Source organism: Shimwellia pseudoproteus (assembly GCF_016415625.1).
Lineage (GTDB): Bacteria > Pseudomonadota > Gammaproteobacteria > Enterobacterales > Enterobacteriaceae > Shimwellia > Shimwellia pseudoproteus.
The window spans coordinates 33,805-47,078 of record NZ_WBXP01000017.1 but is presented as its reverse complement, the minus strand read 5'-3'; the positions used below and the strand labels follow the sequence as shown (position 1 = coordinate 47,078).

14 protein-coding genes are annotated in these 13,274 nt (G+C 55.4%); 6 read left to right on the top strand and 8 right to left on the bottom strand.

Annotated elements, in window-relative coordinates:
• Nucleotides 1-41: 41 nt before the first annotated feature.
• Nucleotides 42-287: a septal ring assembly protein ZapB gene (zapB, locus tag F9C28_RS09775; protein ID WP_199015026.1), complete on the bottom strand. Its 246-nt coding sequence runs from the start codon at nt 285-287 to the stop codon at nt 42-44.
• 424 nt (nt 288-711) lie between these two features.
• Here zapB and F9C28_RS09770 point away from each other — a divergent pair, with 424 nt between their 5' ends.
• The 4 genes from F9C28_RS09770 to fpr all read left to right on the top strand — a co-directional run bounded on the left by F9C28_RS09770 (nt 712) and on the right by fpr (nt 5,162).
• On the top strand, nt 712-1,599 hold the full coding sequence (locus tag F9C28_RS09770) for an MIP/aquaporin family protein (RefSeq protein ID WP_199015025.1): 888 nt from the start codon (nt 712-714) through the stop codon (nt 1,597-1,599).
• 21 nt (nt 1,600-1,620) lie between these two features.
• The gene (glpK, locus tag F9C28_RS09765) at nt 1,621-3,132 is read left to right on the top strand and encodes a glycerol kinase GlpK (RefSeq protein WP_199015024.1); all 1,512 of its coding nucleotides are present in this window, start codon (nt 1,621-1,623) and stop codon (nt 3,130-3,132) included.
• A 118-nt stretch (nt 3,133-3,250) separates the two neighbouring features.
• Nucleotides 3,251-4,261: a class II fructose-bisphosphatase gene (glpX, locus tag F9C28_RS09760; protein ID WP_199015023.1), complete on the top strand. Its 1,011-nt coding sequence runs from the start codon at nt 3,251-3,253 to the stop codon at nt 4,259-4,261.
• Nucleotides 4,262-4,415: 154 nt separating this feature from the next.
• Nucleotides 4,416-5,162 (top strand): ferredoxin--NADP(+) reductase, encoded by a 747-nt coding sequence (gene fpr, locus F9C28_RS09755; protein WP_199015022.1) that lies wholly within the window; start codon nt 4,416-4,418, stop codon nt 5,160-5,162.
• Between the two features lie 7 nt (nt 5,163-5,169).
• Here fpr and F9C28_RS09750 read toward each other — a convergent pair whose 3' ends face one another.
• Nucleotides 5,170-5,589, bottom strand: coding sequence for a DUF805 domain-containing protein (locus tag F9C28_RS09750; RefSeq protein WP_199015021.1), 420 nt, complete (start codon nt 5,587-5,589; stop codon nt 5,170-5,172).
• Nucleotides 5,590-5,720: 131 nt separating this feature from the next.
• On the opposite strand from F9C28_RS09750, the gene F9C28_RS09745 reads away from it, so the two are divergent.
• The gene (locus tag F9C28_RS09745; RefSeq protein ID WP_199015020.1) at nt 5,721-6,317 is read left to right on the top strand and encodes a YiiQ family protein; all 597 of its coding nucleotides are present in this window, start codon (nt 5,721-5,723) and stop codon (nt 6,315-6,317) included.
• Between the two features lie 104 nt (nt 6,318-6,421).
• On the top strand, nt 6,422-7,189 hold the full coding sequence (tpiA, locus tag F9C28_RS09740) for a triose-phosphate isomerase (protein WP_199015019.1): 768 nt from the start codon (nt 6,422-6,424) through the stop codon (nt 7,187-7,189).
• A gap of 52 nt (nt 7,190-7,241) precedes the next feature.
• Here the strand turns inward: tpiA and F9C28_RS09735 are convergent, their stop codons facing one another.
• The 6 genes from F9C28_RS09735 to cpxP all read right to left on the bottom strand — a co-directional run bounded on the left by F9C28_RS09735 (nt 7,242) and on the right by cpxP (nt 13,208).
• Nucleotides 7,242-8,546 carry an SLC13 family permease gene (locus tag F9C28_RS09735; protein ID WP_199015018.1) on the bottom strand — a complete coding sequence of 435 codons (1,305 nt, stop codon included), beginning with the start codon at nt 8,544-8,546 and terminating at the stop codon, nt 7,242-7,244.
• 9 nt (nt 8,547-8,555) lie between these two features.
• Nucleotides 8,556-9,323: a CDP-diacylglycerol diphosphatase gene (locus F9C28_RS09730; protein ID WP_199015017.1), complete on the bottom strand. Its 768-nt coding sequence runs from the start codon at nt 9,321-9,323 to the stop codon at nt 8,556-8,558.
• A gap of 81 nt (nt 9,324-9,404) precedes the next feature.
• Nucleotides 9,405-10,394 (bottom strand): sulfate ABC transporter substrate-binding protein, encoded by a 990-nt coding sequence (locus tag F9C28_RS09725; protein WP_199015016.1) that lies wholly within the window; start codon nt 10,392-10,394, stop codon nt 9,405-9,407.
• Nucleotides 10,395-10,539: 145 nt separating this feature from the next.
• Nucleotides 10,540-11,502 carry a 6-phosphofructokinase gene (pfkA, locus tag F9C28_RS09720; protein ID WP_199015015.1) on the bottom strand — a complete coding sequence of 321 codons (963 nt, stop codon included), beginning with the start codon at nt 11,500-11,502 and terminating at the stop codon, nt 10,540-10,542.
• Between the two features lie 180 nt (nt 11,503-11,682).
• Nucleotides 11,683-12,582, bottom strand: a complete 900-nt coding sequence (gene fieF, locus F9C28_RS09715) for a CDF family cation-efflux transporter FieF (RefSeq protein ID WP_199015014.1) — start codon at nt 12,580-12,582, stop codon at nt 11,683-11,685.
• Nucleotides 12,583-12,719: 137 nt separating this feature from the next.
• Entirely contained in the window at nt 12,720-13,208 is a 489-nt protein-coding gene (gene cpxP, locus F9C28_RS09710; RefSeq protein WP_199015013.1) for a cell-envelope stress modulator CpxP, read from the bottom strand.
• Nucleotides 13,209-13,274 lie beyond the last annotated feature (66 nt).

The following is a 13,274-nucleotide window of genomic DNA, read 5'->3' as shown; positions in this document are numbered from 1 at the left end:
ATCAGAAGACGGCAAACCGTTGCCGCCCCCTGTACTGGTAATCAGACTTCGTCCATTTTACCCAGCAGCGCCTGCAGACGATCCTGCCAGCCACTCTGCTGTTCTTTCAGACGCTCGTTTTCACGAGTGATCTCTTCAGCGTTCCCCTGAGCCTGCTGAACTTCTTGTGCCAGGGTGTTGTTCTTCTCTTTCAGCTCTTCAATTTCCATCTGCAGCAGCGTGATAGTATCAACCGCCTGCTGGACTTTCGCTTCCAGTTTTTCAAAAACTTCAAATGACATTGTCATACCTCTCCCGAATTGCAAGGCGTTGTTGGATAACTATCCCGTCCCAAAATGAGTGGTGACGCCTTAAAACACGCGCACACTACGCAGTTACCCGATTGTAAGAAGCCCGGCAGTCCGTGTCCAGCGGGATACAACGCTCTTTGCATTTCCTGTCAATTTTCAGCTTATGCCTGGGGCATAAACCATGAGGCTGCAAAAATGTTAACGTCCGGGAAACAACTTTCCATTACGGCACTCATAAATCTTGCTGCACTTCGACTTTTTAGCGCGAAAACGCTCACTTTTTTGACGAACCACACACATTTTAAGTTCGGTATTTTTCGTTTTTACTCGTTAACGATAAATTAACACCATGCCTACGTGGCAGAAGCACGCATGGATGCCTAACGACAATAACCATTCATTTTGCCTTCAGGACCCGATTATGAGTCAAACAGCAGCGTCAACCTTACGAGGTCAGTGTATCGCAGAGTTCTTAGGTACCGGGTTGTTGGTCTTCTTCGGTGTGGGGTGTGTCGCGGCGCTAAAAGTCGCCGGGGCATCATTCGGGCAGTGGGAGATCAGTATTATCTGGGGATTGGGGGTGGCACTGGCCATTTACCTGACTGCCGGCGTATCCGGTGCCCACCTCAACCCGGCCGTTACCCTGGCACTCTGTATGTTCGCCAACTTTGATAAACGCAACGTTATTCCTTTTATTTTTTCTCAAGTTGCCGGCGCGTTTTGCGCAGCGGCGTTAGTTTACGGGCTTTACTACAATCTTTTCTTCGATTTTGAACAGACTCACCATATGGTACGCGGCAGCATAAGCAGCCTGGAACTGGCGGGGATCTTCTCCACCTACCCCAATGCGCACCTGAACTTTCTCCAGGCATTTGCCGTTGAAATGGTGATTACCGCGGTGCTGATGGCACTGATTATGGCACTGACCGATGATGGAAACGGTATTCCGCGCGGCCCGCTGGCACCGCTATTGATTGGCCTGCTGATCGCGGTCATTGGTGCCTCAATGGGGCCACTGACCGGCTTCGCGATGAACCCGGCCCGCGATCTGGGGCCGAAGACGTTCGCATGGCTGGCGGGCTGGGGTGATATCGCCTTTACCGGCGGCATGCCAGTACCCTACTTCCTGGTACCGCTCTTTGGGCCAATAGTGGGCGCTGCGATGGGCGCGTTTGGCTACAAAAAACTGATTAGCCCTTATTTACCTGGCGTAGCCGTCGCCGGGGTACCGGCGGCGGACGTGGTCGTTAAACCGGCAACAGAAGCCACTCAGCAACCGGCAGCGCATCAACCTAACGCCTCACTATAATTTGATTGTCAGGACGCCATTATGACTACCGAAAAAAAATACATCGTCGCACTCGACCAGGGCACCACCAGCTCCCGTGCCGTGGTCATGGATCACGACGCCAATATCGTCAGCGTCTCACAGCGCGAATTTGAACAAATCTACCCTAAAGCCGGTTGGGTTGAGCACGACCCCATGGAGATCTGGGCATCCCAAAGCTCCACCCTGGTAGAAGCCCTGGCGAAAGCGGATATCGGCTCCGATCAGATTGCGGCCATCGGTATCACCAACCAGCGCGAAACCACGATTGTCTGGGAAAAAGAGACCGGCAAGCCGATTTACAACGCGATTGTGTGGCAATGCCGCCGTACCGCGGAGATCTGCGAACAGCTTAAACGTGACGGGATGGAAGACTATATCCGTCACGCCACCGGGCTGGTTATCGACCCGTATTTCTCCGGCACCAAAGTGAAGTGGATCCTCGACCACGTAGACGGGGCCAGAGAGCGGGCCAAACGCGGTGAGCTGCTGTTTGGTACCGTGGATACCTGGCTTATCTGGCGCATGACCCAGGGCCGGGTACATGTCACCGATTACACCAACGCATCGCGCACCATGCTATTCAACATCCACGATCTGGAGTGGGATGACAAAATGCTGGATGCGCTGGATATCCCGCGTGAAATGCTGCCGCAAGTGCGTAAGTCCTCCGAGATATACGGCCAGACCAACATCGGGGGTAAAGGCGGCACCCGTATTCCTATCGCCGGGATCGCCGGGGATCAGCAGGCGGCCCTGTTTGGCCAGCTCTGTGTGAAACAGGGGATGGCGAAAAATACCTATGGTACCGGCTGCTTTATGCTGATGAACACCGGGACACAGGCGGTACGTTCCAGCCACGGCCTGTTGACCACCATCGCCTGCGGCCCACAGGGGGAAGTAAACTACGCCCTCGAAGGGGCGGTATTTATGGGCGGGGCATCAATCCAGTGGCTGCGCGATGAAATGAAGCTGATCAACGATGCGACAGATTCGGAATACTTTGCCTGTAAAGTGAAGGACAGCAACGGGGTCTACGTGGTCCCGGCCTTTACCGGCCTGGGTGCGCCTTACTGGGACCCCTATGCCCGCGGCGCCATCCTCGGGCTGACCCGCGGGGTTAACGCCAACCATATTATCCGCGCCACCCTGGAGTCTATCGCCTTCCAGACCCGGGACGTGCTGGAGGCCATGCAGGCCGACTCCGGTATCCGGCTCCACGCGCTGCGGGTGGATGGCGGTGCAGTGGCTAACAACTTCCTGATGCAGTTCCAGGCCGATATCCTCGGCACCCGGGTTGAACGTCCGGAAGTCAGGGAGGTTACCGCCCTGGGCGCCGCCTACCTGGCAGGCCTGGCGGTGGGCTACTGGCAGAACCTCGACGAGCTGAGCGAAAAGGCCACCATCGAACGTGAGTTCCGCCCGGGGATCGAAACCGTGGAGCGCAACTACCGTTATGAAGGCTGGCAAAAGGCCGTGAAACGCGCGCTCGCCTGGGAAGAGCACGATCGTTAATCTCACACCGGATACGGGGGCATGCCTCCGTATCCTTCCCTGCCCTTATCCCTGCTCATCTTCCGGGTAGCCGCCTTGTGCTACACTCCGGGCAATTTCTTTGCTGAATAGGTGTGCTATGAGACGAGAACTTGCCATCGAATTTTCCCGGGTAACCGAAGCTGCCGCACTGGCGGGTTATAAATGGCTGGGCCGCGGTGATAAAAACGCCGCCGACGGCGCCGCCGTTAACGCCATGCGGATTATGCTCAACCAGGTCAATATCGACGGCCAGATTGTTATTGGCGAAGGGGAAATTGATGAAGCCCCGATGCTCTACATCGGTGAGCGAGTGGGGACCGGTAACGGGGACCCGGTAGATATCGCCGTGGACCCCATTGAAGGCACCCGGATGACCGCCATGGGCCAGGCCAATGCACTTGCCGTGATGGCGGTGGGTGATAAAGGCTGCTTCCTCAATGCCCCAGATATGTACATGGAGAAGCTGATCGTCGGGCCCGGCGCCAAAGGGGTTATCGACCTCAGCCTGCCGCTGGCGGAAAACTTTACCCGTATCGCCGCCGCATTAGGCAAACCGCTCAGCGAACTGACGGTGACCATTCTCGCCAAACCCCGCCATCAACAGGTGATTGCCGATATGCAAAAACTCGGAGTGCGCATTTTTGCTATCCCTGACGGGGATGTGGCCGCCTCTATTCTCACCTGCATGCCTGACAGCGAAGTCGACGTGCTGTACGGCATTGGCGGCGCCCCGGAAGGGGTAGTCTCTGCCGCCGTGATCCGCGCGCTGGATGGCGATATGCAGGGCCGTCTGCTGGCGCGCCACCATGTGAAGGGTGATAGCGAAGAAAACCGCCGCATTGGTGAGCAAGAGCTGGCGCGTTGCCGGGCGATGGGCATTGAGGCAGAACAGATCCTGACCCTCGATCAGATGGCCAAGAGCGACAATGTGGTGTTCTCTGCCACCGGGATAACCAAAGGGGATCTGCTGGACGGCATCAACCGTAAAGGGAATATGGCCACCACCGAAACCCTGCTGATTCGCGGCAAATCACGCACTATTCGCCGGATCAAATCCATTCACTACCTCGACCGCAAAGACGTGAATCTGCACCAATATCTGCTGTAATCGCCGATTTGTCGGATTGAGCTTTCCAGCCCCGCTGGGCTGGAAATGTGCCGCCGCTGCGGCGAAGATATAGCCTAATAACCCCGGGCAGCGGGCGCGCCTGCTGCCTGAAAGTTGACGGGTATACTGCAATCTGATTAACAGGAGGTTCATAATGGCGGAATGGGTTACAGGAAAGGTTACCCGCGTCCAGCACTGGACTGACTCGCTTTTTACCCTCACCGTAGACGCCCCCGTCTCTCCGTTTACCGCGGGCCAATTCACCAAACTTGGGCTGGAAATCAACGGCGAACGTGTTCAGCGGGCCTATTCTTACGTCAATGCCCCGACTAACCCGGCGCTCGAGTTTTACCTGGTCAATGTCCCGGAAGGGATGCTCAGCCCCCGTTTACACGCCATGCAGCCCGGCGATGAGGTGCAAGTCGTCAGTGAAGCGGCCGGTTTTTTTGTCCTTCACGAAGTGCCGGACTGCGACACCTTATGGATGTTGTCTACCGGGACAGCGCTGGGCCCCTACCTGTCGATACTGGAACAGGGCCAGGATCTCGATCGCTTTAAGCACCTGGTACTGGTCCACGCGGCGCGCTATCAGCGGGACTTAAGCTACCTGCCGCGCATGGAGGCTCTGGTTAAGCGTTATGAAGGGAAGCTGCGTATCCAAACCGTGGTCAGCCGCGAAGCGGCGCCGGGCTCACTCCAGGGCCGGATACCCGACTTGATAACCAGCGGTGCTCTGGAACAAGCCGTGGGGCTGGCAATAGACAACGCCACCAGCCACGTGATGCTGTGTGGTAATCCGCAGATGGTACGGGATACCACGCAACTGCTGAAAGACACCCGGCAGATGGCCAAACACCTGCGCCGGCGGCCGGGCCATATTACCGCGGAACATTACTGGTAACGGGCGATCAGCGGAAATTGACCTCGCCGGTCTCTTTGCCGTATTTATTCTCCCCCTGGGTGCCGATAAACGCGCCCAGGTCGAGGATAACCATCACCATCATCAGGGTGGGTACAAAGCGGCCAATCACCCATTGCCAGGTGCCCCCCAGCACTGACCAGTTACCGGCCAGCAGCATCCACGCCAGGATCAGTAAAAATGCCCATGCCCCGGATTTACCGCGATCGTGCAGGCGCTTTACCACCACGCTGGCGGTGGGCCACAGCAAACACACCAGCATAAAGGCGGCAGTTTGCATATTTAGCATCCCTTTCCCGGCGAGGGAAAACAGGATAACCATGGCCACCAGCCACAAACCAATCCAGATCCAGAAGTCCCGCCGACCAATACGCCCGCGGAAAGAGAACAACCATTGCTGTAGGGTCATTGGTATTCCTGAGAGTTATTCCTGCTAGTTATTGTGGTGCCAGTTTACCTTAATCGGGCTGATTTTTGACAAGCCAGCGGAATCCCTATTTAATCCGGAGAGATAACTGCCCTGCCGAGAGCTATATACCGATGAAAATATTGCTACCCGTACTGGTGCTTGTCAGCTGTAGTATCGCGGTCTGCCAGGCGGCACCGGCACCCGAAATGCCGCACCCGACAGCAGTCTACTTACTGCCGGGGTCGCCCACCTTTGATCTTACCATTAGCCAGTTCAGAGAGCGGTTTAACCTCGATAATCCGACGCTGCCGCTGGAAGAGTTTCGCGCTATTGCTCCCAGCAGCGACGCCGCTAACTTGACCCGGGCCGCCAGCAAGATCAATGAAAACCTCTATGCCTCTACGGCACTGGAGCGCGGCACCCTGAAGATTAAGAGCATGCAAATCACCTGGCTACCGATTCAGGGGCCGGAACAGAAAGCCGCCAAAACCCGGGCGATGGATTATATGGCCGCAATCCTGCGCACCTTCTCGCCCACGCTGAGCAAGCCCCAGAGCCAGCAAAAGCTCAGCCAGCTGATGACCAGCGGCAAGGGCAAGCGCTACTTTGCCAAAAGTGACGGAGCGATCCGCTACGTTGTGGCAGATAATGGCGAAAAAGGGCTGACCTTCGCTGTTGAACCGATTAAGCTAGCGTTATCAGAGAATTTAGACACCGGCAACAAATGACGAAAAACAAAGCCTTTATAGTGTGTAGTCTCTATACTGTTTCACAGAACTTGCTGCCCTGAGAGGCAGCGTTATTATTTGCTAAATCCGCGTGGAGAAATAAAATGCGACATCCTTTAGTGATGGGTAACTGGAAACTCAACGGCAGCAAACAAATGGTCAACGAGCTGATTGCTGGCCTGCGTAAGGAACTGTCCACTGTTGTCGGCTGTGAAGTAGCAATTGCCCCGCCTCTCATGTATGTCGAACTGGCCGACCGTTGTATCGGCGGCAGCCATATTCGTCTCGGTGCTCAGGACGTTGGCCTGCATCGTTCCGGCGCTTACACCGGTGAAATCTCCCCTACCATGCTGAAAGATATCGGCGCCGAATACATTATTATCGGCCACTCTGAACGCCGTACTTATCATGGTGAAACTGACGAGTTGATCGCCGAAAAATTTGCGGTACTGAAAGAAGAAGGCCTGATCCCTGTGCTGTGCATCGGTGAAACCGAAGCCGAAAACGAAGCGGGTAAAACCGAAGAAGTTTGCGCACGCCAGATTGACGCCGTGCTGAAAACCATGGGCGCAAAAGCGCTGGAAGGTGCAGTGATTGCTTACGAGCCAGTATGGGCTATCGGTACCGGCAAATCTGCAACCCCGGCACAGGCTCAGGCAGTACATAAATTTATCCGCGATCACATTGCTAAAGCCGATGCCGACGTGGCAAAAAACATTATCATTCAGTATGGTGGCTCCGTTAATGCCGCGAACGCTGCTGAAATGTTCAGCCAGCCGGATATCGACGGCGCCCTGGTTGGCGGCGCGTCCCTGAAAGCGGATGCCTTCGCAGCCATCGTCAAAGCCGCTGCTGAAGCGAAAAAAGCGTAATTTACGCGGGTTATTATCCTGATGACAACACCTCCTGCGGGAGGTGTTTTTATTACAGCATCCCCAACAGACGGTACCAGCCGTATTCCAGCGGCAGTACGATCACCCAGGTCATCACGGCCAGGGCGAAGCACAACGCCATCCCTGCCCTGGCAGGTACCTTACCCAGCGCCATTGCCACCACAATCGGGGAAGCCTGATACGGCAATAACGGCGTGGAATAGCCGATCACCTGAATCATAATCACCGTCAGCAGCGGGAAACCCGTCGCCCGGGAAAAACTGTCCGCCATGGTGCTGTACAGGGCCGGCACACCGTTGGCGGTCATAAAGAAATTCATCGCGCTGGTGATCCCCACCAGGGACGCAAAGCTGGTAAAAGGGTGTTGCGGATCCAGCGGCGTCACATTCAGCAGCGCCTGTCCGAGCCGTGTGCCAATCCCGGTGTGCGTTACCACCGCCGCCAGCCCCAAAATACCGGCGATATAAATACAGGTGCGGATATTGACCCCGCTGGCAAACTCATCGCTGGAGACAAACCCGACCCGCGGTAACAACGTTATCACCGCTGCCGCCAGGCCTATCCACGCAGGCCCCACACCGTGCCAGCTTTCAGTCACCCACAGTAACAGTACTGCCAGCAATAACCCGGCCAGCCGTTTCTCTGCCGGGCGCATCGGGGAAGGTGCCAGTACCTGCCGGGGTGGTGCCGGCCGCCCGGGGAACAGCCAGCACACCAGCGCCACCATCAGAATGCCCCGCAATACGCCGAGCAGCGGAGCATGCAGCAACAGATAGGGCAGGTAATTAAGATGAATGCCCCAGGCCCCCTCCACCGTACCGCTCATGACCATATTGGGCACGTTGGCGGGCAGGATAGACGCCGACAACTGGAAGGTACCAAACCCCACCGCCAGCGCCAGACCGAACCAGGGCCGGGTGCCCTCTTCGATACCCACCCGCCGCGCCATTGCCGCGACAATCGGCATCAGCAACGCGATACGCCCCATATTCGACGGCATCACAAACGCCAGGGCATAACTCAGCAGAACCACACACCCCACCATTTGCCACCAGCTGCCTGTCAGCCGGGCAGAGAGCGCCGCCGCCACCCGATCCGCCAGACCGGTCTTACGGATAGCCACCCCGAGGATAAACCCACTCAGGACCAGCCAGAAAGCCGATGATGCAAAACCGCTGAACAGCGCCTCTGCCGGCACGACGTTGGTTATCGACGCCAGCGCAAAAAACAGCAGCGCGGTAATAAATTCAGGCAGCAGTGACGTTGCCCATAGCCCAATGGTGAGCAGGACAAGTACGCCGGGCCAGAACAACGGGTGGGTGAGCCAGAGCGCCATCGCGTTTCCTTATTTTCCTGCCGGGGGCACCGGCAGAATAGTACACTGGTGATCCTGCAACTCCTCCGCCGAGGCCATATTCAGGGCCAGCATATTGCGCTCAGTGGCCAGTAACACAAAGGTGCTATCCGGCAGGCTGGCCATTGCCAGCCCATAGAGGCCCATATGCTCACGGGCGCCGGGCACTTCATCCGCCAGCATCAGAAAAGGGCTGCGCTGTGCCAGCGCTTCACGGCTCACTTTGCGGGCCAGATATTCATGGCCCCGCAGTTTGCCGATGCTCTCCCAGCGGCTGCCGATCCGCGTTGACCGGCGATCAATCTGCTGGCGTACATCGCTACGCAGGCAGGAAATATGAATGTGGAGCTGGTTCTGTGTCCGGCCGCTGGCAGAGTTCACCGTCAGGGAGATAGCGCTATCCGGTATTGGCTGACCATAACGCTCACTCATCAGGGAACGGGATTGCCAGGCAAGCCAGAAAAAGTTGGCGGCATCAGGGGAAAGCAATGCCGGGCTTTCAATGCCGCTGATCCGGGTGGCGGGCATCAGTAAATATTGCAGGGGGCCGTTGATATCTTTAAGGGTGACATCGTTTTCATCGAGATTAACGCTGCTGCACGGCGCCGGGTCCTGATGTTGCTGCTGGCCCGGTATGCATTGCGCACTGATAATACGCCACAGGGCATCCGGATGATGCGGGCGCAGTATTAACCAGCCGCAGCCAGCGATAATCACCAGCAGGATAATGATCCCAATACACCACTTGACGGCCCGCATAGATTACCTCTGATTAACAATCGCGTCTCAGAGTAACCAAAAAGGCCACAAAACGAAACGGCCCCGCAGGGCCGTTTTGATTTAGCGTTTTGATATCTGGTCGAAGGTGCCGCCGTTAGAGAAGTGTTCTTTCTGGGCTTTTGTCCAGCCACCGAAGACATCATCAATGGTAAACAGCGTCAGTTTCGGGAAGGCACTGGCGTACCTGGCCGCAACCTGAGGATCACGCGGGCGATAGTAGTTCTTCGCCGCAATCTCCTGGCCTTCCGGGGAATAAAGGTATTTCAGGTAGGCTTCGGCAACGGCCTGGGTGCCTTTTTTCTCTACCACTTTGTCCACCACCGATACCGTCGGCTCCGCAAGGATAGACTCGCTGGGGGTAATAACCTCAAACTTGTCTTTCCCCAGCTCATGGGTCGCCAGCAGTGCTTCGTTCTCCCAGGCGATCAACACATCACCAATACCGCGCTCCACAAAGGTGTTGGTTGAACCGCGGGCACCAGAATCCAGCACTTCGACGTTCTTATACAGCGCTTTCACAAAGTCCTGTGCTTTTGCCTGATCGCCATTGTTATGGTGCAGGGCATAGCCCCATGCGGCCAGGTAGTTCCAGCGCGCCCCGCCAGAACTTTTCGGGTTCGGGGTAATAACAGACACGCCAGGCTTCACTAAATCGTTCCAGTCATGAATTTGTTTGGGGTTGCCCTTACGCACCAGGAAGACAATGGTCGAGGTATAAGGTGCAGAGTTATCCGGCAGGCGCTTGATCCAGTTCTTATCAATACGGCCACGTTCGGCAATGGCGTCCACATCGTAGGCCAGGGCCAGGGTTACCACATCGGCATCAATACCATTGATCACCGACGTGGCCTGCTTGCCGGAGCCGCCGTGTGACTGGCGGACCGTCACGGTATCGCCGGTTTCCTGCTTCCAGTGGGCACTGAATGCTTTGTTGTACTGATCGTACAGTTCACGGGTTGGATCGTAAGACACGTTTAACAGCTGAATATCCTTGGCCACAACGCCCGCAGAGGCCAATAACACGGTTAAGCCAATTCCCCATTTATTCATGACCTGCTCTCTTATTATGTGTGCTGAAATGATGAGCAAAGCCTGCCAGAATCTATGGCTTTTATTAAAGAATAAAAAAAAATTGGATATAACTAAAAGGGATATACCAGGACACAAAAAAGCCGGGCGAACCCGGCTTTGGTCATCAGTAGAGTTTTTTGGCGCAATCCAGCCAGTCGCCTTTAAACGGTCGCTTCATATTTTCGATAGCATCGATGATATCGTGATGGACCAGCTTCTCATTCTGGATACCGACACAGCGGCCGCCGTAACCCTGTTGCAGCAACTCAATGGCATAGGCCCCCATGCGGGACGCCAGAATACGGTCGTAAGGAACCGGTGAGCCACCGCGCTGGATATGGCCCAGTACCGTGGCGCGGGTTTCGCGGCCGGTTTCTTTTTCAATATAGGTAGAAAGCTCATGCACATCGCACATATGCTCTGTGATGGCGACAATCGCGTGCTTCTTCCCTTTGGCAATACCGGTTTTAATGCCTTCGACCAGCTCATCGCGGTTGAAGTCGATTTCCGGCACCACGATATATTCACAGCCACCGGCAATCGCCGCCGCCAGGGTCAGATCGCCACAGTAACGGCCCATCACTTCAACGATGGAAATACGCTGGTGGGAGGAAGAGGTGTCGCGCAGACGGTCAATCGCTTCAACCACCGTGCTCAGTGCGGTAAAGAAGCCGATGGTGTAATCGGTACCTTTGATGTCGTTATCAATGGTGCCCGGCAGGCCGATACACGGGAAGCCCATCTCAGTCAGGCGTTTGGCCCCCATATAGGAACCATCACCGCCGATAACCACCAGCGCATCGAGGCCGCGCTTTTTCATGTTATCAATGGCGACAGCGCGTACGCTTTCTTCACGGAATTCAGGGAAACGCGCCGAGCCCAGGAAAGTGCCGCCGCGGTTAATCATGTCGGAAACACTGTAACGGTCCAGGCTAACCATGCGATCTTCGTATAAGCCGAGATAGCCGTCATAGATACCGTAAACTTCAAGACCTTCAGTTAACGCTGCACGAACCACGCCGCGAATAGCTGCGTTCATGCCAGGCGCATCACCGCCGCTCGTCAATACACCGATTTTCTTAATCATGACAACCTCTGAACTTAGAATGCAAGAGAAATCCTATTGCCGGGAACCACTACCTGGCGTAACCGTGTTCATCAACCAGGTCCATAATATAACAGCAATTCTTAGCTGAATTGATTCAGGTCAGACATCGTGACGACAAATTAAACCGAAAAAGGTCACTTATTACGCTAACCACGAAATTTACAACTGTCCTTGCGGGGGCTCAGTGGCAACCACTGAGCGCGGATCCTGGTGAATAATGACATCTGCGTCAGGAAAACGCTGCAGGATGGCCTGCTCAACGCGTTCTGCTACCGCATGGGCGCTCACAAGAGGAAGCTCGTCTTCCATTTCGATATGTACCTGAATAAAGCGCGTTGCCCCTGACTGCCGGGTTCTCAAATCATGAGCCCCCTGAACACCAGCGCAGCCCTTCACGATATCCATAATCGCTTGCCGCTCATCATCTGGCAGCGCCCTGTCGAGCAGAGACTGCACAGCTTCATACCCCATGCGTAATGCGCTATATAAAATATAGATGCCGATCCCCAAAGCAAACAAAGAATCAGCGCGGTGCCATCCATACCAGGACAACCCCAGCGCGACAAGAATCGCACCATTCATTAGCACATCTGACTGGTAGTGGAGCATATCAGCCCGTACCGCCTGACTACCGGTTTTTCTGACAACCCAACGCTGAAATGTTACCAGGATCACAGTACAGACTAATGCGACCACCGTAACACTGATGCCGATACCTGGGCTGTTCATTTCTTCCGGCCGGGCCAGATGCTGAATACTGGTCAGAAACAGGAAGACGGTAGAGCCAGAAATAAACATACTTTGCGCCAGCGCCGCCAGGGACTCTGCCTTACCGTGGCCAAAAGTATGTTCATTATCAGCAGGCTGGAGCGAATAGCGCACCACCAGCAAATTGGTCAGCGATGCCGCCATATCCACCAGAGAGTCTACCAGCGCCGCCAAAATACTGACGGAGCCCGTCGCCCACCATGCCAGCACTTTGATAATCAGTAGCAACAGTGCCATTACCGTTGCGGCCAGCGCCGCGCGGCTGACCAGTCGTCCATATTGTTGATTCATAATCGCTCCAGCACAGGAATGCTGGCTAGTATAGCGAAGGATATGGCCATTCTGGAGGCAAAAAAAACCCCGCCAGAAGCGGGGGAAGACAGGGATGGTGTCTATGGCAAGGAAAATTGACTGTCGTGCATATTCGGTTACTGATTGCGGGCGCTGTGACTGGACAGCTGCAACGGCGAAGATTCTCGCGTTTCCGCCAGCTCATGAAGTTTCTCCATGCGCTGCTGATGTTTCTGATTCAGAACGGCCTGCTGCTCTGGCGTTAACAGGCGGTACATCTGGTTGCGCACTTTGGCCATATCGACCTGGCGCTGTATTTCTTGCTGGGCCATTTTCTCGGCCTGCCGACGCACGGCGGCTTCATCAAATTTTTCTGCAGTAATCAGACGATGCATGGCATCTATTTCGCTAACATTAACAGGCGCCTTGTCGTGGCGGGCCTGTTGCATCAAATCTCGCATTTGCTGGCGCTGATGCTCGGTTAAGCTGATACCATCAAACATATGCAGTTGTGGAACCACACGTTCTGTTTTGCCCGGGTTATCGACCGAAATTTCAGCGGATTGGCTGACAAACGAACTCAGCATCAGCGTCAACCCCGTTACGGTAGCGATAACATTGCGCATCACTTAACTCCTGAATATTTTGCGTGCTGCGATTCAACGGGAGCCAGTCTACGAATTGCGCTGCAA

Excerpts from the sequence above, each read along its gene's own strand:
- glpK (WP_199015024.1), top strand. The coding sequence starts at position 1,621 with ATGACTACCGAAAAAAAATACATCGTCGCACTCGACCAGGGCACCACC.
- pfkA (WP_199015015.1), bottom strand. The coding sequence starts at position 11,502 with ATGATTAAGAAAATCGGTGTATTGACGAGCGGCGGTGATGCGCCTGGC.
- F9C28_RS09770 (WP_199015025.1), top strand. The coding sequence starts at position 712 with ATGAGTCAAACAGCAGCGTCAACCTTACGAGGTCAGTGTATCGCAGAG.
- F9C28_RS09725 (WP_199015016.1), bottom strand. The coding sequence starts at position 10,394 with ATGAATAAATGGGGAATTGGCTTAACCGTGTTATTGGCCTCTGCGGGC.
- F9C28_RS09735 (WP_199015018.1), bottom strand. The coding sequence starts at position 8,546 with ATGGCGCTCTGGCTCACCCACCCGTTGTTCTGGCCCGGCGTACTTGTC.
- cpxP (WP_199015013.1), bottom strand. The coding sequence starts at position 13,208 with ATGCGCAATGTTATCGCTACCGTAACGGGGTTGACGCTGATGCTGAGT.
- F9C28_RS09745 (WP_199015020.1), top strand. The coding sequence starts at position 5,721 with ATGAAAATATTGCTACCCGTACTGGTGCTTGTCAGCTGTAGTATCGCG.
- glpX (WP_199015023.1), top strand. The coding sequence starts at position 3,251 with ATGAGACGAGAACTTGCCATCGAATTTTCCCGGGTAACCGAAGCTGCC.
- tpiA (WP_199015019.1), top strand. The coding sequence starts at position 6,422 with ATGCGACATCCTTTAGTGATGGGTAACTGGAAACTCAACGGCAGCAAA.
- F9C28_RS09750 (WP_199015021.1), bottom strand. The coding sequence starts at position 5,589 with ATGACCCTACAGCAATGGTTGTTCTCTTTCCGCGGGCGTATTGGTCGG.
- fieF (WP_199015014.1), bottom strand. The coding sequence starts at position 12,582 with ATGAATCAACAATATGGACGACTGGTCAGCCGCGCGGCGCTGGCCGCA.
- fpr (WP_199015022.1), top strand. The coding sequence starts at position 4,416 with ATGGCGGAATGGGTTACAGGAAAGGTTACCCGCGTCCAGCACTGGACT.
- F9C28_RS09730 (WP_199015017.1), bottom strand. The coding sequence starts at position 9,323 with ATGCGGGCCGTCAAGTGGTGTATTGGGATCATTATCCTGCTGGTGATT.
- zapB (WP_199015026.1), bottom strand. The coding sequence starts at position 287 with ATGACAATGTCATTTGAAGTTTTTGAAAAACTGGAAGCGAAAGTCCAG.